Annotated in this window: 23 protein-coding genes and 1 other RNA gene; 18 read left to right on the top strand and 6 right to left on the bottom strand. The window is 68.7% G+C overall.

Annotation, left to right across the window (positions count from 1 at the left end):
- Positions 1-52: 52 nt before the first annotated feature.
- Both AC07ZS_RS16475 and AC07ZS_RS16470 read left to right on the top strand, forming a co-directional pair.
- Positions 53-1,015 carry an alpha/beta hydrolase fold domain-containing protein gene (locus AC07ZS_RS16475; RefSeq protein WP_494799606.1) on the top strand — a complete coding sequence of 321 codons (963 nt, stop codon included), beginning with the start codon at positions 53-55 and terminating at the stop codon, positions 1,013-1,015.
- A gap of 3 nt (positions 1,016-1,018) precedes the next feature.
- On the top strand, positions 1,019-1,759 hold the full coding sequence (locus AC07ZS_RS16470; protein WP_494799605.1) for a type 1 glutamine amidotransferase: 741 nt from the start codon (positions 1,019-1,021) through the stop codon (positions 1,757-1,759).
- 7 nt (positions 1,760-1,766) lie between these two features.
- Here the strand turns inward: AC07ZS_RS16470 and AC07ZS_RS16465 are convergent, their stop codons facing one another.
- The gene (locus AC07ZS_RS16465; protein ID WP_494799604.1) at positions 1,767-2,207 is read right to left on the bottom strand and encodes an acyl-CoA thioesterase; all 441 of its coding nucleotides are present in this window, start codon (positions 2,205-2,207) and stop codon (positions 1,767-1,769) included.
- A 38-nt stretch (positions 2,208-2,245) separates the two neighbouring features.
- On the opposite strand from AC07ZS_RS16465, the gene AC07ZS_RS16460 reads away from it, so the two are divergent.
- The 10 genes from AC07ZS_RS16460 (at position 2,246) to htpX (ending at position 12,844) form a co-directional block, all read left to right on the top strand.
- Positions 2,246-4,093: an ABCB family ABC transporter ATP-binding protein/permease gene (locus AC07ZS_RS16460; RefSeq protein WP_494799603.1), complete on the top strand. Its 1,848-nt coding sequence runs from the start codon at positions 2,246-2,248 to the stop codon at positions 4,091-4,093.
- A gap of 67 nt (positions 4,094-4,160) precedes the next feature.
- Positions 4,161-5,078: a LysR substrate-binding domain-containing protein gene (locus AC07ZS_RS16455; protein WP_494799602.1), complete on the top strand. Its 918-nt coding sequence runs from the start codon at positions 4,161-4,163 to the stop codon at positions 5,076-5,078.
- A 279-nt stretch (positions 5,079-5,357) separates the two neighbouring features.
- A complete protein-coding gene (locus AC07ZS_RS16450) occupies positions 5,358-6,257 on the top strand; it encodes a transporter substrate-binding domain-containing protein (RefSeq protein ID WP_494799601.1) in 900 nt (299 codons plus the stop codon).
- A gap of 113 nt (positions 6,258-6,370) precedes the next feature.
- Entirely contained in the window at positions 6,371-7,126 is a 756-nt protein-coding gene (locus AC07ZS_RS16445) for an amino acid ABC transporter permease (RefSeq protein ID WP_494799600.1), read from the top strand.
- Position 7,127: 1 nt separating this feature from the next.
- The gene (locus AC07ZS_RS16440) at positions 7,128-7,799 is read left to right on the top strand and encodes an amino acid ABC transporter permease (RefSeq protein ID WP_494799599.1); all 672 of its coding nucleotides are present in this window, start codon (positions 7,128-7,130) and stop codon (positions 7,797-7,799) included.
- A 24-nt stretch (positions 7,800-7,823) separates the two neighbouring features.
- A complete protein-coding gene (locus AC07ZS_RS16435; RefSeq protein ID WP_494799598.1) occupies positions 7,824-8,561 on the top strand; it encodes an amino acid ABC transporter ATP-binding protein in 738 nt (245 codons plus the stop codon).
- A 136-nt stretch (positions 8,562-8,697) separates the two neighbouring features.
- Positions 8,698-9,744: a dihydroorotase gene (pyrC, locus tag AC07ZS_RS16430; RefSeq protein WP_494799597.1), complete on the top strand. Its 1,047-nt coding sequence runs from the start codon at positions 8,698-8,700 to the stop codon at positions 9,742-9,744.
- Between the two features lie 5 nt (positions 9,745-9,749).
- Positions 9,750-10,505 carry a DUF3025 domain-containing protein gene (locus tag AC07ZS_RS16425; protein ID WP_494799596.1) on the top strand — a complete coding sequence of 252 codons (756 nt, stop codon included), beginning with the start codon at positions 9,750-9,752 and terminating at the stop codon, positions 10,503-10,505.
- Positions 10,502-11,887 (top strand): glutamine synthetase family protein, encoded by a 1,386-nt coding sequence (locus AC07ZS_RS16420; protein WP_494799595.1) that lies wholly within the window; start codon positions 10,502-10,504, stop codon positions 11,885-11,887. Before AC07ZS_RS16425 ends, AC07ZS_RS16420 begins: the two co-directional genes overlap by 4 nt.
- 78 nt (positions 11,888-11,965) lie before the next feature.
- Positions 11,966-12,844: a protease HtpX gene (gene htpX / locus AC07ZS_RS16415; RefSeq protein ID WP_494799594.1), complete on the top strand. Its 879-nt coding sequence runs from the start codon at positions 11,966-11,968 to the stop codon at positions 12,842-12,844.
- A gap of 57 nt (positions 12,845-12,901) precedes the next feature.
- On the opposite strand, the gene AC07ZS_RS16410 is transcribed toward htpX, so the two are convergent.
- Both AC07ZS_RS16410 and AC07ZS_RS16405 read right to left on the bottom strand, forming a co-directional pair.
- The gene (locus tag AC07ZS_RS16410) at positions 12,902-13,579 is read right to left on the bottom strand and encodes a glycine zipper 2TM domain-containing protein (RefSeq protein ID WP_494799593.1); all 678 of its coding nucleotides are present in this window, start codon (positions 13,577-13,579) and stop codon (positions 12,902-12,904) included.
- Positions 13,580-13,662: 83 nt separating this feature from the next.
- Entirely contained in the window at positions 13,663-14,757 is a 1,095-nt protein-coding gene (locus AC07ZS_RS16405; RefSeq protein ID WP_494799592.1) for a GlxA family transcriptional regulator, read from the bottom strand.
- A gap of 98 nt (positions 14,758-14,855) precedes the next feature.
- On the opposite strand from AC07ZS_RS16405, the gene AC07ZS_RS16400 reads away from it, so the two are divergent.
- Positions 14,856-16,202 carry an amidohydrolase gene (locus tag AC07ZS_RS16400; RefSeq protein WP_494799591.1) on the top strand — a complete coding sequence of 449 codons (1,347 nt, stop codon included), beginning with the start codon at positions 14,856-14,858 and terminating at the stop codon, positions 16,200-16,202.
- On the opposite strand, the gene AC07ZS_RS16395 is transcribed toward AC07ZS_RS16400, so the two are convergent.
- The gene (locus AC07ZS_RS16395) at positions 16,189-18,012 is read right to left on the bottom strand and encodes an NAD(P)/FAD-dependent oxidoreductase (RefSeq protein WP_494799590.1); all 1,824 of its coding nucleotides are present in this window, start codon (positions 18,010-18,012) and stop codon (positions 16,189-16,191) included. The two genes, AC07ZS_RS16400 and AC07ZS_RS16395, sit on opposite strands and share 14 nt — an antisense overlap.
- Positions 18,013-18,124: 112 nt before the next feature.
- Between AC07ZS_RS16395 and AC07ZS_RS16390 the strand changes: the two genes are divergently transcribed.
- The 3 genes from AC07ZS_RS16390 to rnpB all read left to right on the top strand — a co-directional run bounded on the left by AC07ZS_RS16390 (position 18,125) and on the right by rnpB (position 20,473).
- Complete coding sequence (locus AC07ZS_RS16390; protein ID WP_494799589.1) at positions 18,125-18,715, top strand: DUF2239 family protein; 591 nt, start codon at positions 18,125-18,127, stop codon at positions 18,713-18,715.
- 32 nt (positions 18,716-18,747) lie between these two features.
- Positions 18,748-20,103, top strand: coding sequence for an MATE family efflux transporter (locus AC07ZS_RS16385; RefSeq protein ID WP_382321780.1), 1,356 nt, complete (start codon positions 18,748-18,750; stop codon positions 20,101-20,103).
- A 20-nt stretch (positions 20,104-20,123) separates the two neighbouring features.
- An RNA gene (rnpB, locus tag AC07ZS_RS16380) (RNase P RNA component class A) lies at positions 20,124-20,473 on the top strand.
- A gap of 87 nt (positions 20,474-20,560) precedes the next feature.
- Here the strand turns inward: rnpB and AC07ZS_RS16375 are convergent.
- Positions 20,561-21,550 (bottom strand): LysR family transcriptional regulator, encoded by a 990-nt coding sequence (locus tag AC07ZS_RS16375; RefSeq protein ID WP_494799588.1) that lies wholly within the window; start codon positions 21,548-21,550, stop codon positions 20,561-20,563.
- Positions 21,551-21,666: 116 nt separating this feature from the next.
- Here AC07ZS_RS16375 and AC07ZS_RS16370 point away from each other — a divergent pair, with 116 nt between their 5' ends.
- Together AC07ZS_RS16370 and AC07ZS_RS16365 are read left to right on the top strand one after the other, a co-directional pair.
- Entirely contained in the window at positions 21,667-22,719 is a 1,053-nt protein-coding gene (locus AC07ZS_RS16370; RefSeq protein ID WP_494799587.1) for an aromatic ring-hydroxylating dioxygenase subunit alpha, read from the top strand.
- Positions 22,720-22,754: 35 nt separating this feature from the next.
- Positions 22,755-23,891 carry an ABC transporter substrate-binding protein gene (locus tag AC07ZS_RS16365; protein WP_494799586.1) on the top strand — a complete coding sequence of 379 codons (1,137 nt, stop codon included), beginning with the start codon at positions 22,755-22,757 and terminating at the stop codon, positions 23,889-23,891.
- 19 nt (positions 23,892-23,910) lie between these two features.
- Here AC07ZS_RS16365 and AC07ZS_RS16360 read toward each other — a convergent pair whose 3' ends face one another.
- Positions 23,911-25,584 carry an MBL fold metallo-hydrolase gene (locus tag AC07ZS_RS16360; RefSeq protein ID WP_494799648.1) on the bottom strand — a complete coding sequence of 558 codons (1,674 nt, stop codon included), beginning with the start codon at positions 25,582-25,584 and terminating at the stop codon, positions 23,911-23,913.
- Between the last annotated feature and the right edge of the window lie 13 nt (positions 25,585-25,597).

Here is a 25,597-nt window from a genome sequence, read left to right as displayed (position 1 = left end):
GCGGCCCGGCCGACTACGCTTGGCCGACCTTCCGCTCTCTCACAGAACCGACATGCTGCGCCGTCTGTTGCTCCAGTCCCCCGTGTTGTGCATGGCGCCGGCCATCGTGCGCGCCCAGTCTCCCCGCGACGAGTTCGACCTGGGCCCGAGCGGCGCGATGTCGATCCAGGAGCTGGAGCGGGAGCCGGTGCACGTGACCCTGGACCAGCCCTATGCCCTGACCACCAACCCGCGCCAGCGGCTGGACCTGTACCTGCCCCGGGAGCGGCACCGAGGCCCGCTGCCCGTCATCATGTATGTGCACGGCGGGGGCTGGATGCACGGCGACAAGGCCGACGGGGCGGCCCGCCTCATGGACTTCGTGCGTGGCGGCTACTACGCCGGCGTGTCGGTGGGGTACCGGCTCAGTGGCGAGGCGCCGTGGCCGGCGCCCCTGCACGACGTGAAAGCCGCCGTGCGCTGGGTGCGCGGCAACGCCGATCGCCTGGGGCTGGACGCCGCGCGCATCGGTGTGTGGGGACGCGGGGCCGGCGCGCACCTGGCGCTCATGCTTGGCACCACCGGCAACGTGCCGCGCCTGGAGGGCACGCTGGGAGAGCACCGCCAGCACACGAGTCAGGTGAGGGCCGTCGCCAACTTCTTCGGCCCGACCGACCTGTCCGTGCTGGGGCGCGGCGCGGACACGCCCGAAGGCCGCCTGCTCGGCGGTGCGATCCGCGACAAGCTGGCGCTGGCGCGCGAAGCTTCACCCGTGACGCACGCCAGCGCCGCCACGCCGCCGGTGCTCACGGTGCACGGTACGCTGGACCGCGTCGTGCCCTTCAGCCAGGCCGCGCGCCTCGACGATGCGCTGCACAAGGCCGGCACGAAAAGCTACCTGGTCACCATAGACGGTGGCGCGCACGGCGATTTCGGCAGCTCGGCGGACGACCGCCTGGGCGCGCTGTTCGACCGCGAGCTGCTCGGCATGGACCGCGAGGTGGCCGTGGCGCCCGTGATCTGGGCGCAGCGCTGAGCCATGCCCGCCTCCGCTGCGCCCACCGCCGACGTCCTGGTTCTTCAACACCTGTTCGAGGACGGCCCGGGTTTCCTGGGCGAGTGGCTCGATGCCCAGGGCATTGCCTGGCATCTGCGCTGCGCCGAGGCCGGGGATCTCTATCCGGCGTCCGTGCGCGGTTACCGCGGTCTGGCCGTGCTGGGCGGTGCGTGGAGTGCGAACGACGCGCGCCCCACGCTGCGCCAGGCCGAAACGCTGATCCGCGAGGCCGATGCGCTGGGCGTTCCCGTGATCGGGCATTGTCTGGGCGGGCAACTGATGGCGCGGGCGTTCGGCGGCCGGGTGGAGCGGTTGTCCCAGCCCGAGATCGGCTGGTGGCCGATCGAACACAACGACAGCCCGGGCGCGCGCGAATGGTTCGGCGAGGAGCGCACGCCCACCGTGTACCAGTGGCACCAGGACAGCTTCGTGGTGCTGCCGCCCGGCGCGCAGCCGCTGGCGTCGTCGGCCGCCTGCGCGCACCAGGCCTTTGCGTGGGGCCCGCACCTGGCCATGCAGTTCCACATCGAGATCGCGCCGGCCAAGATCCAGGACTGGCTGGAAAGCCCGGGCGAGGCCTACGCCGTGAACGTGCTGCTGCACCGCACCAGCGTGCAGGACCCGGCCGGCATGCACGCCGCCACGCAACGGCACCTGGCGGGCAGCCAGGCGCTGGCCGCGCGCATCTACCGCACCTGGTGGTCGCGCTGGATTTCGTCCTGAAGCGGGCTCAGCCCAGGTGCTCGGGCAGCACGAGGCCGTCGCGCGGGATGGGGCGGGGCCGGCCTTCCAGGTCGATCGCGACGTAAGTGAGGCTGGCTTCGGTCACCTTCACGTACTGGCCCTGGGCCGACATGCGTTCGGCGAACACCTCCACCTGCACCGTGATCGAGGTGCGGCCCAGGCGCGTGACATGGGCGAAGAAGCTCAGCAGATCGCCCACGCGCACCGGCTGCTTGAAGATGAACTGGTTCACCGCCACCGTGGCCATGCGCCCGCGCACGTAGCGCGCTGGCAGCACCGCCCCGGCCAGGTCGACCTGCGCCATGACCCAGCCGCCGAAGATGTCGCCATTGGCGTTGCAGTCGGCGGGCATGGGAACGACCTTGAGCACCAGTTCCCGGTCGGTGGGCAGGATGGTTTCGGAGGGGGCGCTGGAGGGGCTGGACATGGGCACAATCTCTGGATAACGGCCCCCCATTCTCCCGCATGCGCTCCGACACCTCCTCCCGCACCTCGATCGCCCTGCCCGCCAACCCGGCTGCACCGGGCGTCCAGCCCGCCCCACGCTCGGACTGGCGCACGCTCCAGCGCCTGCTGCCCTACCTCTGGCAATACAAGGTGCGCGTGGTGCTGGCGCTGGCCTTCATGGTGGCGGCCAAGATGGCCAACGTGGGCGTGCCGCTGCTGCTCAAGCAGCTGGTCGACGCCATGACCATCCGGCCCGGCAGCGTCGAATCGATGCTGGTGGTGCCCCTGGGACTCCTGCTCGCCTACGGCCTGCTGCGCCTGTCCACCAGCGTCTTCACCGAGCTGCGTGAACTGGTGTTCGCCAAGGCCACCGAAGGCGCCACGCGCAGCATTTCGCTGCAGGTGTTTGGCCACCTGCACGCCTTGAGCCTGCGGTTCCACCTGGAGCGCCAGACGGGGGGCATGACGCGCGACATCGAGCGCGGCACGCGGGGTGTGCAGTCGCTCATCTCGTACTCGCTCTACAGCATTTTCCCCACCCTGATCGAGGTGATCATGGTGCTGACGCTGCTGGGCACCCAGTTCGACATGGGCTACGTGTGGATCACGCTGGTGGCCCTGGTGCTGTACGTGACCTTCACGGTGCTCGTGACCGAGTGGCGCACCCAGTTCCGGCGCAAGATGAACGAGCTCGAATCCACCAGCCAGAGCCGCGCCATCGATTCGCTGCTGAACTACGAGACCGTCAAGTACTTCAACAACGAGGGCTTTGAAGGCCGGCGCTACGACGAGGCGCTGGAGAAGCTCCGGCGCGCGCGCATCAAGAGCCAGACCACGCTGTCCATGCTCAACGCCGGGCAGCAGCTGGTCATCGCCGTGGCGCTGGTGCTCATGCTCTGGCGCGCCACCCAGGGCGTGGTGAGCGGTCAGCTCACGCTCGGCGACCTGGTCATGGTCAACGCCTTCATGATCCAGCTCTACATTCCGCTGGGCTTTCTGGGGGTGCTCTACCGCGAGATCAAGCAGAGCCTGACCGACCTGGAAAAGATGTTCGCTCTGCTGGAAAAGGAGCGCGAGATCGCCGATGTGCCCGGGGCGCAGCCGCTCCAGCTGGCGGGACCACCGGCGGTGCGGTTCGAGAACGTGCGCTTTTCCTATGAGCCGGCGCGCGAGATCCTGCATGGCATCAGTTTCGACATCCCGCCCGGCAAGACGGTGGCCGTGGTCGGCCCGTCGGGGTCGGGCAAGAGCACGCTGGCGCGCCTGCTCTACCGCTTCTACGACGTCAGCAACGCCGCGGAGGGCGGGCGCATCCTCATCGACGGGCAGGACATCAAGGCGGTCACCCAGGCCAGCGTGCGGCAGGCCATCGGCATCGTGCCGCAGGACACGGTGCTCTTCAACGACACCATCGAATACAACATCCTCTATGGCCGCCCCGACGCGGGGCACGAAGCGGCGGTCCGGGCGGCCCAGGCGGCCCACATCCACCCGTTCATCCAGCACCTTCCCCTGGGCTACGCCACCATGGTGGGCGAACGCGGCCTCAAGCTCTCGGGTGGCGAGAAACAGCGCGTAGCCATTGCCCGCACGCTGCTGAAGAACCCGCCCATCGTCATCTTCGACGAGGCCACCTCCGCGCTGGACTCCGCCAATGAACGCGCGATCCAGGCGGAACTCCGGAGCGCGGCACGCAACAAGACCACGCTGGTGATCGCCCACCGGCTCTCCACTGTGGTGGACGCGCATGAAATCCTGGTGCTGGTCAACGGCGACATCGTGGAGCGTGGCACCCACGCCGAGCTGGTGGCGCGGGCCGGGGTCTATGCGGGCATGTGGGCACTGCAGCAAAGCGGCAGCGACTGATTCCGGTTTCTCTCCGGGTCGTGCCTTTCAGGCCGCCGGCGGCGCGGCCGTTCCATAATCGCGTTCCATGGAAACCAAATGGCTCGAGGACTTTGTCAGCCTCGCCGAAACCCGCAGCTTCAGCCGCTCGGCGCAGCTGCGCCACGTCACCCAACCCGCGTTCTCCCGGCGCATCCAGTCGCTGGAGGCCTGGGCGGGCACCGATCTGGTGGACCGGTCCTCGTACCCCACGCGCCTCACCCCGGCGGGCCAGACGCTGTACGACCAGGCGCTGGAGATGCTGCAGGCCCTGCAGAGCACGCGCGCCACGCTGCGGGCCCACACCGCTGCTGCGCAGGACGTGATCGAGTTCGCCGTGCCGCACACGCTGGCCTTCACCTTTTTCCCGTCCTGGCTGTCGAGCCTGCGTGAAACCTGCGGCCCGATCAAGAGCCGGCTGATCGCCCTGAACGTGCACGACGCCGTGCTGCGCCTGGTCGAGGGCAGTTGCGACCTGCTGATTGCCTACCAGCACGCGGCCCAGCCCATCCAGCTCGACGCGAGCCGCTATGAAATGCTTCACCTGGGGTCGGAGCTGCTTTCTCCCTATGTGCGGCCGGACGCGCAAGGCCTGCCCCAGCATGTCCTGCCGGGGTTGCCCCAGCAGCCTCTGCCTTACCTGGCCTATGCGCCGGGCGCCTACCTGGGGCGGGCCGTGGACCAGATGCTCAAGCAGAGCAGCACGCCCGTGCACCTCGATCGCATCTACGAAACCGACATGGCCGAAGGCCTGAAGGCCATGGCCCTGGAAGGCCACGGCATCGCCTTTCTGCCGGCCAGCGCGGTGCGCAAAGAGGTGCGCGCTCGCAAGCTGGTGTCCGCCGGCGGGGCGCTGGAGACCTCGCTGGACATCCGCATCTACCGGGAGCGCTCCTCCACCCGCAAGGCCAAGGGGCCGGTGGAGCAGTTCTGGAACGACCTGCGCAAAAAGCTCGGAAATCCCTGAGCACGCTGTCTCATAGGCGATACAGGCGATGCATGGCCAAGGCCATTGGGGAAAGCCCGTACATGAGTGCTTTGCATAATGGCCGTCTGCAATCAGCATTGGATGCGCCAGATGCCGCTGGCTACAGTCGCGGATTCCGCCTTTGACAGGGTGGGAATTCCCGGGTGGAACGGAGCTTGCGTAGGGAGCATCATGCAGATGCCCTCCGCGACAACGGCGCTGAGCATCCGGTACTGATCGTTGGTTTCATCATTTTTTCCACAAGCAAGGAGATCCCTTATGAAGAAGCACCTGCTCGCGTTGGCCGTGACCACACTGGCCGTCGGCAGCGCCTTTGCACAAGCCGGCGACACGCTGGCCAAGATCAAGGCGTCTGGCAGCGTGTCCCTGGGCGTGCGCGAGTCTTCCGGCCTGGGCTACACCCTGGGCAACGGCAAGTACGTCGGCTTCCACACCGAAATGGGCGAAATCATTCTGGCCGACATCCAGAAGCAGCTCGGCTTGGCCAAGCTGAACGTCAACTACCAGCCTGTCACCTCGCAGAACCGCATCCCGCTGGTGCAGAACGGCACCGTTGACATCGAATGCGGCTCGACCACGAACAACGCCACGCGCCAGAAGGATGTGTCCTTCGCCGTGACCACCTACGTGGAAGAAGTGCGCATCGCGGTCAAGGCCAACTCCGGCATCACCGGCATCAAGGACCTCAACGGCAAGACCGTGGCCACCACCACCGGCACCACCTCGGTGCAGACCCTGCGCAAGAACGAGCGCGCCGGCGGCATCGACTTCAAGGAAGTCTATGGCAAGGACCACGCCGACAGCTTCCTGGCGCTGGAGAGCGGCCGTGCCGATGCCTTCGTGATGGACGGCTCCATCCTGGCCGCCAACATCTCCAAGTCCAAGAACCCCGCCGACTACAAGATCGTCGGTGAGGTGCTGTCGGTCGAGCCGATCGCCTGCATGCTGCGCAAGGACGACCCGGCCTTCAAGAAGGCCGTGGACGACAGCATCAAGCGCCAGATCGCCGACGGTTCACTGGCCAAGCTGTACGACAAGTGGTTCATGCAGCCGATCCCGCCCGCCAACGTGAAGATCGGCCTGCCCCTGTCCGACGCCACCAAGGCGGCCTGGGCCAGCCCGAACGACAAGCCGATGGAAGACTACGCCAAGAAGTAAGCCACGCCCCGCATGACGCCCCTTCAAGTGGACCCATTTGAAGGGGCGTTTTCGTGGTGCCCGTGAAAAGCGGGCGGTGATCCGGACAAGCAACAGAGAGAAAAGGGGCTCCTATGAGCTGGGATTGGCAGGTGTTCTGTGAGGACACCATTGAGCGGCAGCCGGTGGAGAGCTGCTTTGGCAAGGGAGGCGACATCACCTATCTGGACTGGATGCTCTCGGCCTGGGGCTGGACGGTGTCCGTGTCGCTGCTGGCGCTGCTGTTGGCGCTGGTGCTGGGCATCGTGATCGGTACGCTGCGCACGCTGCCCGATCGACCCATGGTGGTGCGCCTGGGCAATGCCTGGGTGGAGCTGTTTCGCAACATCCCGCTGCTGGTGCAGATTTTCCTGTGGTACCACGTCGTGCCCACGATGTTCCCCGCCATGAGGGAGGTGCCCGGTTTCGTGCTGGTGGTCTTCGCCCTGGGCTTCTTCACCTCGGCGCGCATCGCCGAGCAGGTGCGCTCGGGCATCCAGGCCCTGCCGCGTGGTCAGCGCTACGCCGGCATGGCCATGGGCTTCACGACCTTCCAGTACTACCGCTATGTGCTGCTGCCCATGGCGTTTCGCATCATCATTCCGCCGCTGACCAGCGAGACCATGAACATCTTCAAGAACTCCTCGGTGGCGTTCGCGGTGTCGGTGTCGGAACTGACCATGTTCGCGATGCAGGCGCAGGAGGAAACTTCACGCGGCATCGAGGTGTACCTTGCCGTGACCGGTCTCTACATCATCTCGGCCTTCGCGATCAACCGCATCATGGCCTTCATCGAGAAGCGGGCGCGCATACCGGGCTTCGTGGTGGCCGGCGGGACGGGGGGGCACTGACATGAACCTCAATCTCGACTTCTCCTTCTACAACTGGGACCTCATCAGCAACTTCGTGCTGAAGGGCCTGTACTTCAGCGTGATGCTGACCGTCGTGGCCACGCTGGGCGGCATCTTCTTCGGCACCATCCTGGCGCTCATGCGCCTGTCGGGCAAGAAGTGGCTGGACGTGCCCGCCACGATCTACGTCAACGGCATGCGCAGCATTCCGTTGGTGATGGTGATCCTGTGGTTCTTCCTGCTGGTGCCGCTGCTCATCGGGCGCCCCATCGGCGCCGAGGTATCGGCGGTGGTCACGTTCATCGCCTTCGAGGCGGCCTATTTCAGCGAGATCATGCGCGCGGGCATCCAGTCGATCCCGCGCGGCCAGGTGTTCGCCGGCCAGGCGCTGGGCATGAGCTACGGCCAGAACATGAAGCTGGTGGTGCTGCCTCAGGCGTTCCGCAACATGCTGCCGGTGCTGCTCACGCAGACCATCATCCTGTTCCAGGACACCTCGCTCGTGTACGCCATCGGCGCCTACGACATGCTCAAGGGCTTCGAGGTCGCGGGCAAGAACTTCGGCCGCCCGATCGAGGCCTACCTTGCCGCTGCCGTGGTCTATTTCGCCATGTGCTATGTGCTGTCCTGGCTGGTCAAGCGACTGCACAAGAAGATTGCCATCATCCGTTGACGCCACCGAAATCCAGGAATTGCAATGATTGAACTCAAGAACGTCTCCAAGTGGTACGGCAGCGTCCAGGTGCTGACCGATTGCTCCACCAACATCCAGAAGGGTGAAGTGGTCGTGGTGTGCGGCCCGTCGGGCTCGGGCAAGTCGACCCTCATCAAGACCATCAACGCGCTCGAGCCTTTCCAGAAGGGCGAGATCACGGTCGACGGCGTCGCGGTGCACGACCCGAAAACCAACCTGCCCAAGCTGCGCAGCCGCGTGGGCATGGTGTTCCAGCACTTCGAGCTGTTCCCGCACCTGTCGGTGACGGAGAACCTCACGATCGCCCAGATCAAGGTGCTGGGCCGCAATGCCGACGAAGCCAAGAAGCGCGGCCTGAAGATGCTGGAGCGGGTGGGCCTGATCGCCCACAAGGACAAGTTCCCTGGCCAGCTCTCGGGTGGCCAGCAGCAGCGCGTGGCGATCGCCCGCGCCCTCTCGATGGACCCGATCGTGATGCTGTTCGACGAACCGACCTCGGCGCTGGACCCCGAGATGGTCGGCGAGGTGCTGGACGTGATGATCGGCCTGGCCCACGAAGGCATGACCATGATGTGCGTGACGCACGAAATGGGCTTCGCGCGCAAGGTCAGCAACCGCGTGATCTTCATGGACGTGGGCGGCAAGATCCTGGAGGACTGCTCCAAGGACGACTTCTTCGGCAAGCCCGAAGACCGCCAGCCGCGCACCAAGGACTTCCTCAACAAGATCCTGGCTCATTAGAAAGCACCCCCCGCCGCGCTTTGCGCGTCCCCCCTGAAGGGGGGCGCACCCTGGGACCGGCGAAGCCGGATCCTCGGGTGCTCTGGATTCGGGCGCGTCTCGCCGGCTGCGTGTTGGCGGATGGGAGAATAGCGGCATGAACACCCGCGCCCTTGATACCCTCACGATCACCAGACCCGACGACTGGCACTTGCACGTGCGCGATGGCGAAGCCCTGCACACCGTGGTGCCCCACACCGCTGCGCAGTTCGGCCGCGCCATCATCATGCCCAACCTCAAGCCGCCGGTGACTACCGCGGCGCAGGCGGTGGCCTACCGCGATCGCATCCGCGCCGCCGTGCCCGCCGGCATGAGCTTCGAGCCGCTGATGACGCTCTACCTCACCGACAACCTGCCGCCCGAGGAAATCGCGCGCGCCAAAGACGCGGGCGTGGTCGCCTTGAAGCTGTACCCCGCGGGCGCCACCACCAACAGCGATGCCGGTGTGACCGACATCCGCAAGACCTACAAAACGCTCGAAGCCATGCAGCGCGCCGGCCTGCTGCTGCTGGTGCACGGCGAGGTGACCTCGTCCGACATCGACCTGTTCGACCGCGAGGCCGTCTTCATCGACCAGCAGCTGATCCCGCTGCGGCGCGACTTTCCCGAGCTGAAGATCGTGATGGAGCACATCACCACGAAGGAGGCCGCGCAGTACGTGGGCGAGGCCGGTGCGTTCACCGCCGCCACCCTCACAGCCCACCACCTGCTCTACAACCGCAACGCCATCTTCACCGGCGGCATCCGCCCGCATTACTACTGCCTGCCGGTGCTCAAGCGCGAAACCCACCGCCAGGCCCTGGTGGCCGCGGCCACCAGCGGCAGCGACCGCTTCTTCCTGGGCACCGACAGCGCGCCGCACCCGGCCCACCTGAAGGAGCACGCCACCGGCTGCGCCGGCTGCTACACCGCACACGCCGCGATCGAGATGTATGCCGAGGCGTTTGATTCGGTGGGCGCGCTCGACAAACTGGAAGGTTTCGCCAGCTTCCACGGCCCGGCGTTCTACGGCCTGCCGCGCAACAGCGGCACCGTCACCCTGAAGCGCGAGAGCTGGACCACGCCCGAGAGCTTCCGCTTCGGCGAGGCCGATCTCAAGCCGCTGCGCGGTGGCGAGGCCTTGCCCTGGCGCCTGCAAGCCTGAGTCCCTTGGACCTGGCGCTCGACTGGGCCGCACCCTGGTTCGCCCCTGTGGCTGACGAGGGGCGGGCGGTGGCGGCGTCCCTGGCGGGGGGCGAGCCCTGGCCGCAGGCGCTGGGCGGCACCGCCCCGGTGCGCTTCGTGCCGCAAGCCGAACTGCCCGCCGGCACCGCTTACGAGCAGTTCATCTTCGACACCGGCCGCGTGCCCACGCGAGAGAACCTGCACGACTTCTTCAACGGCCTGTGCTGGCGGCGCTTTCCGTTGACCAAGCAATGTTTGAACCGGCTGCAGGCGGCACAGATCGCCGCCGATGGCGTGCGCGACGTGCGAGGCCCGGTGCGTGACGCCCTCACCCTGTTCGACGAAAACGCCGCCTTGCTGCAGGCGCCCGAGCCGATCTGGGACGCCTTGACCGCCCGGGACTGGCACCGGCTGTTCGTCACACTGCGACCGCTCTGGGCGCAGGCGCGGCTGGTGTTGTTCGGCCATGCCTTGCTGGAAAAGCTGGTGACGCCCTACAAGTCCATCACCGCCCACGTGTTCCGCGCGCCGGTACCGGCGTCGCTGGGCGACGACCTCGCTGCCTGGGACGGGTGGCTGGCCCAGGGCCTCAGCGCACCGGTGCTGGCGGCCAAGCCGTTCACGCCGCTGCCGGTGCTGGGCGTGCCGGGCTGGTGGCCGGCGAACGGCGATCCCGCTTACTATGCCGACGCCGGGGTGTTTCGCCCCAGGCGCACCGATGCCCCAACGGACACCCCATGACCCAGCCCGCCACGCCCTCCTGGTCCCACCTGAACCTGGCGCAAGACGCCGACCGCGCCGAGCTTGCCGCCCATTTCCGCGCCACCGGCGTGCGCGACGTGGAATGCCTGTTCGCCGACGTCACCGGCTACCCGCGCGGCAAACTCATGCCGGCGGCCAGTTTCGCTGCGGGTGGTGAACTGCGCATCTGCCAGGCCATTCCCATGCAGTGCGTGACGGGCGAGTACTCCTACGACAAGGTCTTCCCCGACAGCGATCCCGACGTGCGCCTGGTGCCCGACCTGGCCACGCTCAAGCTCGCTCCCTGGGCCAGCGTGCCGCGCTACCTGGCGGTGCACGACTGCGTGGAGCTCGACGGCAGCCTGTGCGAGTTCGCGCCGCGCTCGGTGCTCAAAAACGTGGTGGCGCGTTACCAGGCCCTGGGGCTCCAGCCGGTGGTCGCACCGGAGATCGAGTTCTACCTGACCGCCGCCATGACCGACCCGGCCCAGCCGCTGACGCCGCCGGTGGGGCGGGGTGGCCGGCCCGAAGTCGGGCAGTCGGCCTTCAGCCTGAACGCGCTCAACGAACTGGCGCCGTTCTGGGACGCGTTCCACGCCGCCATCGATGCGCTCGGCATCCGGGCCGACACCTGGCTGCACGAGGTCGGCCCCTGCCAGTACGAGATCAACCTGCTGCACGGCGACCCCGTGGCCGTGGCCGACCAGGCCTTCCTGTTCAAGACGGCGGCGCGCGAAATCGCGCTGCAGCACGGCCTCAACGCGGTGTTCATGGCCAAGCCCCTGGCCGGCGAGGCCGGCAGCTCCATGCACCTGCATCAGAGCGTGGTGGACGCCGAAGGCCGCAACATCTTCAGCCAGCCCGACGGCGCCGAGAGCGAGGCCTTCCTGCACTACATCGGCGGCCTGCAGGCGTTCACGCCCGACCTCACGCTGATCTACGCGCCCACCGTCAACTCCTACCGCCGCTACGTCGCCGGCAGCCAGGCGCCGATCAACGTGGAATGGGGCCGCGACAACCGCACCGCCGGCCTGCGCGTGCCGGTGAGCCCGCCGGCCGCGCGCCGGGTGGAAAACCGCCTGGCCGGCGCCGACGCCAACCCCTACCTGGCCATGGCCGCCACGCTGGCCGCCGGCCTGGAAGGCCTGCAGACGCGCCGCCTGCCGGGCGAACCGGTGCAGGACAACGGCTACGACCTGCCCCGGGGCCTGCCGCGAACTTTTTTCACCGCCCACGAACAAATGGCCCAGAGCGCTCACGCGCCGCGCCTGCTGGGCGAGCGCTTCGTGCGCGCCTACCTCGCGGTCAAGGCGCTGGAACACGAGAGCTTCCTCAACGAGATCAGTGCCTGGGAGCGGCGTTTCCTGCTGCCCCAGGTGTGAGGTGTGCCGCTTGAAGAACCGCGTGGTTGGCCCCACTTATCATCCCGCAGTCGTCGATACCTAGAAACCGGAGTCCCCATGAAACGCATCCTGCTGTTCGTCCTGACCAACTTCGCCGTGATGGCGGTGCTGTTGATCACCACCCGCATCCTGGGCGTGGATCGCTTTCTCACGGCCAACGGGCTGAACATGACGGCGCTGGCCGGGTTCTCGCTCGTGATCGGCTTCGGCGGCGCCATCATCTCGCTGCTGATCAGCAAGCCCATGGCCAAGTTCAGTGCTGGCGTGCGCGTGATCAACCAGCCGCAGAACGCCGACGAGGCCTGGATCGTGGAGACCGTGCGCCGCTTCGCCGACAAGGCCAACATCGGCATGCCCGAGGTCGGCATCTTCGACGGTGCGCCCAACGCCTTTGCCACCGGTGCGTTCAAGAACTCGGCCCTGGTGGCCGTGTCCACCGGCCTGCTGCAGAACATGACCAAGGAAGAAGTCGAGGCCGTGATCGGCCACGAGGTCGCGCACGTGGCCAACGGTGACATGGTCACCATGACGCTGATCCAGGGTGTGATGAACACCTTCGTGGTGTTTCTCAGCCGCGTGATCGGCTACGCGGTGGACGCCTTCCTGCGCCGCGGCAGCGACAACAACTCCGGCCCCGGCATCGGCTACATGGTCACCACCATCGTGATGGACATCGTGCTGGGTTTCCTGGCCGCCATCATCGTGGCCTGGTTCAGCCGCCAGCGCGAGTTCCGCGCCGACGCGGGCGCCGCCAGCCTGATGGGCCGCAAGCAGCCCATGATCAACGCGCTGGCCCGCCTGGGTGGTCTGACGCCGGGCGAGCTGCCCAAGACCATGCAGGCGCTGGGCATCACGGGCGGCCTGGGCAAGCTGTTCTCCACCCACCCGCCGATCGAAGAACGCATCGCCGCCCTCCAGCAACAGCAGCAGGCCTGATCTGCAGGACCCAAAAAAAAGCGACCATAGGGTCGCTTTTTTTCATGGGGCCGGGTTTCAGCGGTTGCGTTCCCAGCGGTCGTTGTCGCGGCGGTTGTAGTAGCCGTCGTGGCGCGGGTACGGGTGGCCCGGGCCCCAGCGGTTGCCTGGGTAGGCGGGGTAGTAGGTGGTGCCGATCGAGATGCGGGTGGACGGCTCCACGTACTGGGTCTGCGGCTGGTAGGAGGGGTAGACCACGGGCGGCGGCGGCATCGCGTCGGCCGGGGTGACGTTCAGGCGCACGAAACGGCCCGGGTCCTGCGGCATCTGCGTGCGGTACTGGCGACCGGCGTACTCGTAGACCACGTCGTAGGCCACGGTGCGGTTTTCGTAGAAGGTCTGCGAGCCGCACTGGCGGTAGGTTTCGGTGTAGGGCTGGCTCGGGCCTTCGATGCGGTTGCCCAGCATGGCGCCGCCGATGAGGCCGATCACGGTCGCGGCGGCACGGCCGCCGCCGTCGCCGATCGCATTGCCCATCGCACCACCGGCGATGCCGCCGATCAGCGCGCCGGCGCCGGATTTCTGGCCCTGGTAGGTCACCTGCTGGTCGCTGCAGACTTCGCGCGGCACGGCCACCTGTTGGATGACGGGGGTGCTGCTGATCACGCGGCCTTGTTCATCCTGAGCGTGCGCCACGCCACTGCCGGCCAAGGCGAGCAAGCCGGTCATCACGGGAATCAGAACGGGGGTTTTCATGGAGAACTCCTTATGGGGGTAGCCTGAAGCATGCACCGCTTGTGTCAAGCCCGGATGCCCATGCTGTAAAGATTCGTGTCGTTCTACGGGGTTCCCGGTTTTTTCGCCGCCGCGCGCAGGGCGGCGAGCGCGGTTTCCACGCTGGCGCCGGTGTCCACCCGCCAGCGGCGGCGCGGCGCGCGCAGGGCGTGCCGTTGCCGGTAGGCGGTGGGGGAGAGCCCGGTGTGGCGCGCGAAGATGCGGCGAAACGCCGCCGTGTCGCTGTAGCCGCAGGCCAGCGCCACCGTGGGCACGCTTTCCAGCGTGATCTCGAGCAGCACGCGCGCCCGGGCGCAGCGCAGGCCGTGCAGGTGGTCCAGCGGCGAATGGCCCAGCTCCTGCTGGAAATGGCGCAACAGGGTGCGGGTGCTCACGGCGGCAGCGGTCGCCAGGGCCGCCAGGTCGTAGGGCTGCTCCACGCGCTGCTCCATCCAGGCGATGGCGCGCGCCAGGGTGCTGTCGCGGGTGTTCGGAATGGCGTGCGTGGCCTGCGCGGCGGCGAGTTCGCGGTCGCGGTCGGGGCGCAGCACCGCCGCCAGAGCGGCCGCCAGCTCGGTACCCTGGGCCTGCTGCGCCAGTGCGATGGCGAGCGGGCCCAGGTCGGCGGGGTAGGCGGCGCTGAGCCAGGGCCCGTCCTCGCAGAAACCTTGTCCGGCTTCGGGGGTGAGGGTGGGAAAGTCGCGGCGCAGACCGGCGATGTAGTACCACGCCAGCGCGAGGCGCCGCCCGTCCAGCCGCCCGCCGTGCGCGGCGAACCAGGCGCCGTTGCCCAGCGTGCACACCTTGCGGCCGGTGTCCACCATCAGCGCGGCCCGGCGCGCGAGCGCGGCGTGGCGCTGCACGGCCTGGCGGATGGCCGGGATGTCGGCCAGGTGCAGCGGGGCGATGAAGAGCGCGGCGGCCGGCGTGTCGCCGCTCTGGCCTTCGAGGGCGAGCCCCTGCAGCAAACCCTCTTCGGCGCGCAGCGGCTGGCCCTGGGCGTCCACGAAGCGCCAGGCCAGGCGCGGTGCCTGGGCACCCAGCCGCAGGCCGGCCATCAGGTTGGCGGTGCGCATCAACTCCACCAGCGCCAGCGCATGGCCCAGGGCGCTCTGGGGCAGCACGGCGATCTCGACGACAAACGGTGGGCGGGCAGGCATGGCGGTATCAGCTCTCTGAATGGCGATATTAGCCTCCAAGGTCGATGAACCGGCTTTTAGCATGGGCGCTTCATTCACTACCTGCCGGGGTATTTTCGATGCGCGTGTCCCTCCCAACTTCCTCGCTCGTGGCGGCGCTCGCGGCCAGCGGTGGCCTGCTGCTGACCGCCCCGGCGGGTGCCCAGGCGCTCGATGCCGCCGGTTTCAAACAGATCGAGGCGTCGGTGGACGCGCTCGCGCCCAAGATGGTGGCCTGGCGCCGCGACATCCATGAACACCCCGAGCTCTCGGGCCAGGAGGTGCGAACCGCCAGGCTGGTGGCAGAGCACCTGCGCAAGCTGGGCCTGGAGGTGCAGACCGGCGTGGGCGGCACCGGCGTGGTGGGCACGCTGCGCGGCGGCCTGCCGGGCAAGGTGGTGGCGCTGCGGGCCGACATGGACGCCCTGCCGGTGGAGGAAAAGACCGGCCTGCCGTTCGCCTCGAAGCAGAAGGCCAACTACCTAGGCAAGGAAGTGCCGGTGATGCACGCCTGCGGGCACGATGCCCACGTGGCCATGCTGATGGGCGCGGCCGAGGCGCTGGCGGGCCTGCGCGCGCAGCTGCCGGGCACCGTGAAATTCATCTTCCAGCCGGCCGAGGAGGGCGCGCCCGTGGTGGCGGATGCCAACGGCAAGGTGCCCAGCTTCGGCGCCAAGGCCATGATCGAGGCCGGTGCCCTGAAAGACGTGCAGGCCATCTACGGCCTGCACATCAGCTCCAACCTGCCGGCCGGCGTGGTGGGCTACCGCAGCGGCCCGCTGATGGCGGGGTCGGACGCGCTCACGATCCGCGTCGACGGGCGCGGCGGCCATGGTTCCTCGCCCTGGGCGGCGGTCGACCCGGTCGTGGCGTCGAGCCAGGTGGTGCTGGGCCTGCAGACCATCGTGAGCCGCCAGCTCAACATCAGCAAGGAGCCGGCGGTCATCACCATCGGCTCCATCCAGGGTGGCACGCGCTACAACATCATTCCCGACAGCGTGGAGATGATGGGCACGCTGCGCACCTTCGACGAGGACATGCGCGAGGACGCGAAGAAGCGCATCGTGGCCACCGCCGAGTCGATCGCGGCCTCCAGCGGCGCCAAGGCCCGCGTGAGCTTCGGGCCCGTGGCCTACCCGGTGACCACCAACCCCGCCCCACTGACCGAGGCCTCGCTGCCGGCGTTGCGCGAAGCCCTGGGCGGCAAGGTGATGCTGATTCCGAAGGTGAGCGGCTCGGAAGACTTCTCGGAGTTCCAGAAGGTGGTGCCGGGCTTCTTCTACTTCCTGGGCGCGCCGCAGAAGGGACTGGACTTCAACAAGGCGCCCTCCAACCACTCGCCGCTGTTCGACATCGACGAAGCCCAGCTGCCGGTGGGCGCGCGCTCGCTGGCCGCGCTGGCGGTGGACTTCCTCAAGCGGCCTTGAGCAGCTCGCGCGCCAGCGCCTCGGCCACCCGCAGGCCGTCCACGCCGGCCGAAAGGATGCCGCCGGCGTAGCCCGCACCCTCGCCGGCCGGGTACAGGCCGCGCGTGTTCAGGCTCTGGCAGTCGTGGCCGCGCGTGAGGCGCAGCGGCGACGAGGTGCGGGTCTCCACGCCGGTCAGCACCGCGTCGGGCATGTCGTAGCCGCGCATCTTGCGGCCGAACACCGGCAGGGCCTCGCGCATGGCCTCGATGGCATAGGCGGGCAGTGCCGGGGCGAGGTCGCCGAGCTTCACGCCGGGCCGGTACGAGGGCTGCACCTCGCCCAGCGCGCTCGACGGCGTCTGCTTCAGGAAGTCGCCCACCAGCTGGCCGGGCGCCTCATAGCTGTGGCCGCCCAACTGGTAGGCGCGGGATTCGAGCTGGCGCTGCAGCACGATGCCGGCCAGCGGGTGCGTGCGGCCTTGTGGCGCGAGTGCGGCGGCCTGCCCGGCGTAGCGCGCGCCGTCGGCCTCGCCGAAGGCGGCGGTCCACAGCGGCAGGTCGCTCGGAAACGCCTGCGGGAAATCGCTGGGCTCGATGCCCACCACCAGGCCCGCGTTGGCGTTGCGCTCGTTGCGCGAGTACTGGCTCATGCCGTTGGTGACCACCCGCCCGGGTTCGGAGGTGGCGGCCACCACCGTGCCGCCCGGGCACATGCAGAAGCTGTAGACCGCGCGGCCGTTCTTCGCGTGGTGCACCAGCTTGTAGTCGGCCGCGCCCAGCAGCGGGTGGCCGGCGTGGCGGCCCCAGCGCGCGCGGTCGATCACGCCTTGCGGGTGCTCGATGCGAAAGCCGATGGAAAACGGCTTGGCCTCCATGAACACGCCCGCGTCCCACAGCAGGGCGAAGGTGTCGCGCGAGCTGTGGCCCAGCGCGAGCACCACGTGCCGCACCGGCATGTCCAGCGTGTCGCCGCTGTCCAGGCGCCGCACCGTGAGGCGGTCGACGCGCTGGTCCTCGCCTTCGCCCGCCAGGCCGATGCCGCAGACCTGGTGCTGGAAGCGGATCTCGCCGCCGAGCGCGACGATCTTCTCGCGCATGGCCTCGACCACGCGCACCAGCTTGAAGGTGCCGATGTGCGGGTGCGCGGTGTAGAGAATCTCGGGCGGCGCGCCGGCCTCCACGAACTCGTGCATGACCTTGCGGCCGAGGAAGCGCGGGTCCTTGATCTGGCTGTAGAGCTTGCCGTCGGAGAACAGGCCGGCACCGCCTTCGCCGTACTGCACGTTGCTCTCGGGGTTGAGCACCTGCTTGCGCCACAGGCCCCAGGTGTCCTTGGTGCGCTCGCGCACCGGCTTGCCGCGCTCGAGCACGATGGGCCGCAGCCCCATCTGCGCCAGCGCCAGCGCGGCGAACAGGCCGCAGGGCCCCAGACCCACCACCACCGGGCGCTCGGACTCGTCGCCGGGCCAGTGCGCGGGTGCGTGGCCGGGCGCGTGCCACGTCATGTCGGGCGTGGGCTGGATGTGGGGCTTGCCCGCGTGCGCCGCAAGCAGGGTGGCTTCCTGCGCCGGGTCGGCCAGCGTCACGTCCACGATGTAGACCGCGAGCAGGTCGGCCTTGCGCGCGTCGAAGCTGCGCTTGAAGACCTCCAGCTGGGCGATCTGCGCGGCCTCGATGCCCAGCGCCGTGGCGGCCAGCCCGGTCAGGGCCTCCAGCGGATGCGGCGGGGGCTGCCGGTCGACCTCGGTTTCGGTCGGGGCGTCGGCGGCGCGGCGGTGTTCGGCCGGCACGGCGGCCAGCGGCAGTTTGAGTTCGGAGAGGCGGATCATGGGTCGTGGGGCTTGTGTTGATCAAGCAGAAGACGGAGCCCGCGTATTGTCGTCAATGCGCGGCTTTTAAATAACCCGGGTGAAATTATTAAACCCGGGTACAATCCGCCGCATGAACGACACGACCCTTCCCAGTTGCACCGCCTTTCTCGGCGCGAAGCGGGTGGCCTTCGGCCCCTACGGCGAGGTGGCGCGGGCCCTGGCCGCGCTCGACCTCACGGCCGGCGGCCTGCTGGTGTTCGACGACGCCACCGGGGCGCTGGTCGATCACCCCTGGCCATCGGGCTACCCGGCCGCAGTGGCCGATGACGCACAGCGTGCCGCGCCGGCCGCTGCCCCGCAGGTAGGCCGCCCGCGCATGGGGGTGGTGGCGCGCGAGGTGACGCTGTTGCCGCGCCACTGGGAGTGGCTTGCGCAGCAGCCGGGCGGCGCGTCGGCGGCCTTGCGGCGCCTGGTCGAGGACGCCCGCCGCACCCACGCCGATCGCGACGGCTGGCGCCAGGCCAAGGAGCGCGCCTACCGCTTCATGAGCGCCATCGCGGGCGGTTTCGCCGGTTTCGAGGAGGCCTCGCGCGCGCTGTTCGCCCAGGACGCCGAGGCCTTCGCGCGCTGCATCGCCGACTGGCCGGCCGACGTGCAGGCCCACCTGGCCTGGCTCGCGCGCGACGCGTTCGCGCCCGAAACGGCGGCACCATCCGCCTGATCCCTTTTCAACAAGACAACAAGAAGCCCTCCATGCCCAACGCTCCCCAAGGCCCGCTCTGGCGCGTCTACCTCGTTTTCCTCGTGCCCATGGTGCTGTCCAACATCCTGCAAGGGCTGTCGGGCACGCTCAACGGCATCTTCATCGGCCAGATGCTGGGCACGCACGCGCTGGCGGCGGTCTCGGGCATGTTCCCGATCGTGTTCTTCTTCATCTCGCTGGTGATCGGCATCGGCGCGGGCGCCTCGGTCCTCATCGGCCAGGCCTGGGGCGCGCGCGAGCCGCACAAGGTCAAGGCCATCGCGGGCACGGCGCTGGTGCTGGGCGCCCTGATCGGCCTGGTCGCCGCCGTGCTGGGCGTGGTGTTCGCACGGCCGGCGCTGCAGGCCCTGGGCACGCCGGTGGACGTGCTCGACGACGCGGTGGCCTACGCCCGGGTGATGCTGCTGATCATGCCGCTGCTGCTGGTCTTCATCCTGTTCACGCAGCTGCTGCGCGGCGTGAGCGACACGGTCTCACCCCTGATCGCCCTGCTGTTGTCGACCGCGCTGGGCCTGTTGCTCACGCCGGCGCTGATCCAGGGCTGGCTGGGGCTGCCGCGCCTGGGCATCCAGAGCGCGGCTTACGCGGGGCTGGTGTCCTACGCGGCGGCGCTGGGTTTCCTGGCGTGGCGCCTGGGCCGCAAGCACCACGTGCTGGCGGTCGATCGTGAGCTGATCGGCGCGCTGCGGCTGGACCGCGACATCCTGGCCAAGGTGATGCGCATCGGCATCCCGACCGGGCTGCAGATGGTGGTGATCTCGGTCTCCGAACTCGTGATCCTGGCGCTCGTGAACGGCCACGGCTCGCAGGCCACGGCCGCCTATGGCGCGGTCACGCAGGTGGTGAACTACGTGCAGTTCCCCGCGCTGTCCATCGCGATCACCGCGTCCATCCTGGCGGCGCAGTCCATCGGCGCGGGCCGGGTCGATCGCCTGGGTGCGATCCTGCGCACCGGCCTGTGGCTCAACGCCGTGCTCACCGGCGCCCTGGTGCTGCTGGGCTACGCGCTCTCGCACAAGCTGATGGGCCTGTTCCTCACGCAGCCCGAGGTGCGCGCGCAGGCCGAGCACCTGCTGCACATCATGCTGTGGAGCATCCTGGTGTTCGGCTTCCAGGCGGTGGTGGGCGGCCTCATGCGCGCCAGCGGCGTGGTGATGGTGCCCATGGCCATTTCGGTCTTCTGCATCCTGGCGATCCAGCTGCCGGCGGCCTACGTGCTCGACGCGAAGATGGGTCTGCCCGGCGTGTGGGTCGCGTTCCCGGTGGCCTATGTGGCCATGCTGGTGATGCAGACCGCCTACTACCGGCTGGTGTGGCGCCACCGCAAGATCGAGCGACTCGTTTGAGCAGGCGATAATCGACGCGTGAAGCGCACCAGACCGCCGCTGGCACGACATCCCGAAAGGGTGTGCTGGAGGAACGTCCGGACTGCACAGGACAGCGTAGGAGGTAACACCTCTCCGCCGACAAGCCCATCGAGCTCGCTCGATGGGCCCTAAGGTGAGGATCAGAGCAACAGAGACGAGCCGATTCAGTTCGGGTGAAACGGGCAATCTCTACGCGCAGCAACACCAAATAGGCCAGCGTTGACGTGGTTCCGCGGAGCTGGCGGGTAGGTGGCACCGAGCCGGGGAGCGATCCCCGGCCCAGATGAATGGCGGTCACGTTCGAGGCAACTCGGACGCACAGAATCCGGCTTATCGGTGCGCTTCACACTTTTATGCCCCCACGCTCCGCCGCTGCGCGGGTCGCTGCCCCCCAAGGGGGCTGATCCGGCTTGGGGCGGCCCGGCGCCGGATCGTTTTAGCTCGCGCCGCGCCGCAGTGCCGCCCGTCGGCGGGCTGTCGGCCCGTTTCCATACATCGACTGCTCCACCGCTCGCCACTCGTCCGACTGTTCGTTGAACAGTTGCGACACCTGCGCGCGCAGCCACTGGTTGCGCGTGTCGTGGCGGTACAGGCGGTGCCAGTGCTGCTGCACGGCAAAGCGCGGCGGGTCGAAGGGCGGGCGCACCAGGCGGATCGCGCCGCTGCGCGCCACGCTCATGCCGGCGGCCAGCGGCACCGTGGCCACCAGCTCCGATTCGGCGATCACCGCCGCCAGGCTCATGTAGTGCGGCGTGCGCAGCACCACATGGCGGTGGATGCCCTTGCGTTCGATGAATCGGTCCACCAGGTCGGTGCTGCGCGCGGGCGAGCTCACCAGCGCGTGGTCCAGCGATTCGAAATCCTTCAGGCTCAGGCGGGTCTGCGCGTGCGGGTGGTCGGCGCGCATCACGCAGGCGAAGGTGTGCATGTACAGCCGCTGGTGGAAGAAGACCTGCTTGTTCAGATCGGGGAAGTAGCCCATGGCCAGGTCGGCCTCGCCCGCTTCCATCGCGGCCTCCAGCTGCGAGGTGGGCAGGGGGAAGCAGCGCACCGAGGCGTGCGGCGCATGCACCGCCAGGTGGCGGATCAGACGGGGCAGGAACACGATCTCGGCCACGTCGGCCATGACCAGGCGGAATTCGGTCTGCGTGGTGGCCGGGTCGAACTGCGGGTCGGCCAGGATGCCGGTGCGCACCTGGCCGAGCACGGCGCGCGCCGTGCCCACCATCTCGCGGGCGCGCGGCGTCGGCTCCATGCCGCCGGAGGTGCGCACGAACAGCGTGTCCTCGAACTGCAGGCGCAGTCGGTTGAGCGCGGTGCTGAAGCCGGACTGGCTCATGCCCAGCTGCTGGGCGGCGCGCGTGACGTTGCGGGTGTCGTCCAGGCTGACCAGCACGCGCAGCAGGTTGAGGTCGAACTCCATCATCGCTCCGGCAGATAGTGGGTATCGGCATAGTGTATTGATGGCGCGGGCCACCCGCCCTAGATTCCGTTTCCAGACCGGCAGCCCACGATGCCGCCGGCAAGCACGGAGACAAAGACATGTTCATCAAGAATTGCTGGTACGTCGCGGCCTGGGACCACGAGGTGCTGGCCGACACGCTGCTCGAACGCGGCATCCTCAACCAGTCCATCCTGATCTACCGCCTGGCCGACGGCACGCCGGTGGCGCTGGACAACAAGTGCCCGCACCGGCATGCCCCGCTGCACATGGGGCGGCGCGAGGGCGACAGCGTGCGCTGCATGTACCACGGCCTGAAGTTCGACGCCACGGGCCAGTGCACCGAGATCCCGGGCCAGGAGCGCATTCCGCCCAAGCTGTGCGTGAAGAGCTACCCCATGGTGCAGCGTGGGCGCTGGCTGTGGATCTGGATGGGTGACCCGGCGCTGGCCGATGAGGCGCTGATCCCCGATGCGTACTCGCTCAACCACCCCGAGTGGCGCATGAAGCCGGGCTACCTGCACTACGACGCCGACTACCAGCTGATCTCCGACAACCTGCTGGACTTCTCGCACCTGTCCTACGTGCACGAGAAGACCCTGGGCGGTTCGCCCAACATCGCCGAGGTGAAGCCGGTGATCGAACGGCTGGAGCGCGGCGTGCGCGTGACGCGCGACGTGCACAACACCGTGCCGGCGCCGTACCACGCGCGCCTGGGCGGCTTCACCGGCAAGGTCAACCGGCGCTTCAGCTACGACTACCTGGTGCCCGGCGTCCTGCTGATGGCCGCCAGCGTGAAACCCGCCGACACGCCCGACGACGACATGACCGGGGCCCTGCAGTTCCACAGCTGCCAGGCGCTGACGCCGGAGACCGACACCACCACGCACTACTTCTTCATGCAGGCGCACAAGTTCCGGCTCGACGACGCGACCATCACCGAGTCGATCTACCAGAGCCTGTGCACGGCCTTCGAGGAGGACCGTCGGATCATCGAGGCGCAGCAGCGCCTGATCCGCCGCACGCCACCGAGCCCCATGCAGCCGATCGCGGCCGACGCGGCGCTCAACCAGTTCCGCTGGCTGATCAAGCGCATGCACGACGAGGAGGCCGCCGCCACCCCGGCCGTGATTCCGCTGCAGTCCGTGGCCTGAGAACCGATCGATTTACCACCCGAAGGAGACACAAGATGAAGCCATTCCTGCGCCTGGCCGCGCTCACCACCCTGGCCCTGAGCGGCGTCGGGGCCCAGGCCGAGATCGTGATCGGCGCCAGCTTTTCCATCACCGGGCCGGCGGCGGCCCTGGGCATCGCGCCGCGCAACACCATCCAGCTGTTCCCGACCGAGATCGCCGGCGAGAAGATCCGCTACGTGGTGCTCGACGACGCCACCGACCCGACCAACGCCGCGCGCAACGCGCACCGCCTGGTCACCGAGGAAAAGGTGGACCTGATCATTGGCTCCACCGCCAGCCCGCCGGCCATCGCGATCGCCCAGGTCGCCAGCGAGTCGCAGACCGTGCAGCTCGCGGCGGCCCCGATCGACCTGCCCGACGAGCGCGGCCAATGGACCTACCGCCTGCCGCAGAGCATTTCGCTGATGGCGCAGGGCACCATCGAGCACATGAAGAAGAGCGGGGCGAAGACCTTCGGCTTCCTGGGCTACTCGGACGCCTATGGCGAATCCTGGTTGCGCGAGATGACGCGCTACGGCAACGAGGCCGGGCTCAAGCTGGTGAGCGTGGAGCGCTTCGGCCGCGCCGACGCCTCGGTGACCGCGCAGGCGCTCAAGGTGCTCTCGCCCAATCCCGACGCGATGCTGGTGGTGGCCTCGGGCAGCGGCGCGGTGATGCCGCAGAAGGCGCTGGTGGACCGCAACTACAAGGGCCGCATCTACCAGACCTTCAGCGCGGTGGCGCCCGACCTGCTGCGCATGGGCGGCAAGGACGTGGAGGGCACGCTGGGCCTGTCAGGCCCGGCCGTGGGTGCCGACCAGTTGCCCGACAGCCACCCTTCCAAGCCGGTCGCGCTCGATTTCGTCAAGCTGTACGAAGCGAAGTTCGGCGCCGGCAGCTACAACCAGTTCGCGGCCAACATCTGGGGCGCCAAGCTGCTGCTCGACAAGGCGATTCCGGTGGCGCTGAAGCAGGCCAAACCGGGCACGGTGGAGTTCCGGCAGGCCTTGAAGAAGGCGATCGAGAACACCGGCGAGGTCGTGGTGCCGCAAGGGGTGCTGAAGTACAGCGCCGGCGATCACTACGGCTACGACCACCGCGCCCGCTTCGTGCTCAAGGCCCGCAACGGCGTGTGGGTCGCGGCGGACTGAGGCCGGGCGCGCCCAGGTTTCAGAGGTTGAAACCGCCCAGGCTCTGGATGCGCTCCACGTGCGCCATCAGCGAGCGCTTGGCCACCGGCCACAGGCGGTCGGGCACGTCGTCGTAGGCCAGCTTCACCCAGTCGTCCATGCTGCCCTCGGGCACGGCCTGCATGGCCCGCGCCACCTTGGCCTCGCGGGCAAGGCGGTGGGCCTTGAGGTGGGCGATGGCGGCGCGCGCGCCGCCGTGCACCGGGGCGCTGGGGTTGTCGGCCGTGCGCCGCAGGTCGCCCAGCACATAGCCGTGCGCGGGCAGCAGGAACTCGATGCCGTGGCGCTCGCACAGCGCGTCCAGCTTGTCCAGCGAATCGAGGTAGGCGCCCATGTTGCCGTCGGGCGGGTCGATCACGGTGGTGCTGCCGTTGAGGATGTGGTCGCCGGTGAACAGCAGGCCGTCTTCCACCAGCGCCAGGCACAGGTGGTTGGCCGCGTGGCCCGGGGTGTGCACCACCTCCAGCGTGTGCGACACGGTGGCGTCGCCGGCTTGGCCCAGCAGCACGAGCTGCTCGCCGTCGGCCAGCGTGCGCTCGGGTGTGAAGCGGCTGTTTTCGCGCGAGGTGGGGGCGCTGGGCAGGCCGAGGATGGGGGGCTTCTCCAGGCCGGCCGCGGTGCACAGCGCCTGCAGGCGCGGCGCGCCGGGCGAGTGGTCGGGGTGCGAGTGGGTGCAGACGATGGCCTGGATGCGCCCGCCCGCCGCGCGCCACAGGCGCTCGATGTGGGCCGGCTCGTCCGGGCCCGGGTCGATCACGATGTGGCCGCTGGCCGGGTCGCCCACGATGTAGCTGTTGGTGCCCGGGCCGGTCATGAAGCCGGGGTTGGGCGCGGTGAGGCGCTGCACGTTCTTCAGCAAGGACACCGGCTGTTCGTTCTGCCAGTCCAGGCTGTGCACCATCTGTCCGTCGGGGCACACCATCGCGAGCTCGCCGAACGGGGATTCGTGTTCCATGTAGCGCTCTTCGGCGCCCCGCACCAGGCCGGCGCGTGGGCAGCTCGTCCACAGCGGCTCGTCGTTGCGGGCGCAGGCGTCCAGCACGGCCTGCACGGAGGCGTAGGTTTGCAGGCGTTCCAGCGTGCGGATGGTCGGGAAGATGATGAAGAAGCTGCCGGCCTTGTGGCGCTCCAGCGCGTCGGCCGGGCGCACCCAGCACGGCTCGAACTGTTCGGCCTCGTCGGCCACCGGCTGCTGGCCAGCGGGCATGCGGGCCACGAGGAAGGGCACGTCGAAGCGCCGCGGCAGGTCGCGGTCGGTGATCCAGTGCGCGAGCACGAACACGCCTGCGCCATCCAGCGTCAGGCCCCGGGCCTGGCACTGCGCGGCGAACGGGGCGTTGCGGTCCAGCGTGGCGATGTCGCCGTCGTCCACCGGCGCGCCGTCGGCCCGGTGCGCGAGCAGCACGCCGAGTTCCTCGAAGCTCTCGCGGATGGCGGCGATCGCCTGCGTGAGGTGCAGGTCGCTCTGCGTGGGGCGGCGCGTTGAAATGCCGTGGGCCTGGGCGTCGGCGGCATCGATGCCGCCGCCCGGGAACACGTAGGCCCCGGGTGCAAAGCTGGCCGTCATGGAGCGGCGGGTCATCAGCACCTCGATGCCGGGGCGGGCCGGGTCGGTGCTGTCGCGCAGCAGCAGCACGGTCGCGGCGGGCCGCACGGCGGCGAGGGGG

It is taken from the genome of Hydrogenophaga sp. GW456-12-10-14-TSB4 (assembly GCF_059424305.1).
Note: the sequence above shows the minus strand (reverse complement) of the source record. Positions and strands in the feature narration are given on the sequence as shown.

Coding starts and splice junctions, on each gene's coding strand:
- AC07ZS_RS16475 (WP_494799606.1), top strand. CDS start 53: ATGCTGCGCCGTCTGTTGCTCCAGTCCCCCGTGTTGTGCATGGCGCCG.
- AC07ZS_RS16470 (WP_494799605.1), top strand. CDS start 1,019: ATGCCCGCCTCCGCTGCGCCCACCGCCGACGTCCTGGTTCTTCAACAC.
- AC07ZS_RS16465 (WP_494799604.1), bottom strand. CDS start 2,207: ATGTCCAGCCCCTCCAGCGCCCCCTCCGAAACCATCCTGCCCACCGAC.
- AC07ZS_RS16460 (WP_494799603.1), top strand. CDS start 2,246: ATGCGCTCCGACACCTCCTCCCGCACCTCGATCGCCCTGCCCGCCAAC.
- AC07ZS_RS16455 (WP_494799602.1), top strand. CDS start 4,161: ATGGAAACCAAATGGCTCGAGGACTTTGTCAGCCTCGCCGAAACCCGC.
- AC07ZS_RS16450 (WP_494799601.1), top strand. CDS start 5,358: ATGAAGAAGCACCTGCTCGCGTTGGCCGTGACCACACTGGCCGTCGGC.
- AC07ZS_RS16445 (WP_494799600.1), top strand. CDS start 6,371: ATGAGCTGGGATTGGCAGGTGTTCTGTGAGGACACCATTGAGCGGCAG.
- AC07ZS_RS16440 (WP_494799599.1), top strand. CDS start 7,128: ATGAACCTCAATCTCGACTTCTCCTTCTACAACTGGGACCTCATCAGC.
- AC07ZS_RS16435 (WP_494799598.1), top strand. CDS start 7,824: ATGATTGAACTCAAGAACGTCTCCAAGTGGTACGGCAGCGTCCAGGTG.
- pyrC (WP_494799597.1), top strand. CDS start 8,698: ATGAACACCCGCGCCCTTGATACCCTCACGATCACCAGACCCGACGAC.
- AC07ZS_RS16420 (WP_494799595.1), top strand. CDS start 10,502: ATGACCCAGCCCGCCACGCCCTCCTGGTCCCACCTGAACCTGGCGCAA.
- htpX (WP_494799594.1), top strand. CDS start 11,966: ATGAAACGCATCCTGCTGTTCGTCCTGACCAACTTCGCCGTGATGGCG.
- AC07ZS_RS16410 (WP_494799593.1), bottom strand. CDS start 13,579: ATGAAAACCCCCGTTCTGATTCCCGTGATGACCGGCTTGCTCGCCTTG.
- AC07ZS_RS16405 (WP_494799592.1), bottom strand. CDS start 14,757: ATGCCTGCCCGCCCACCGTTTGTCGTCGAGATCGCCGTGCTGCCCCAG.
- AC07ZS_RS16400 (WP_494799591.1), top strand. CDS start 14,856: ATGCGCGTGTCCCTCCCAACTTCCTCGCTCGTGGCGGCGCTCGCGGCC.
- AC07ZS_RS16395 (WP_494799590.1), bottom strand. CDS start 18,012: ATGATCCGCCTCTCCGAACTCAAACTGCCGCTGGCCGCCGTGCCGGCC.
- AC07ZS_RS16390 (WP_494799589.1), top strand. CDS start 18,125: ATGAACGACACGACCCTTCCCAGTTGCACCGCCTTTCTCGGCGCGAAG.
- AC07ZS_RS16385 (WP_382321780.1), top strand. CDS start 18,748: ATGCCCAACGCTCCCCAAGGCCCGCTCTGGCGCGTCTACCTCGTTTTC.
- AC07ZS_RS16375 (WP_494799588.1), bottom strand. CDS start 21,550: ATGATGGAGTTCGACCTCAACCTGCTGCGCGTGCTGGTCAGCCTGGAC.
- AC07ZS_RS16370 (WP_494799587.1), top strand. CDS start 21,667: ATGTTCATCAAGAATTGCTGGTACGTCGCGGCCTGGGACCACGAGGTG.
- AC07ZS_RS16365 (WP_494799586.1), top strand. CDS start 22,755: ATGAAGCCATTCCTGCGCCTGGCCGCGCTCACCACCCTGGCCCTGAGC.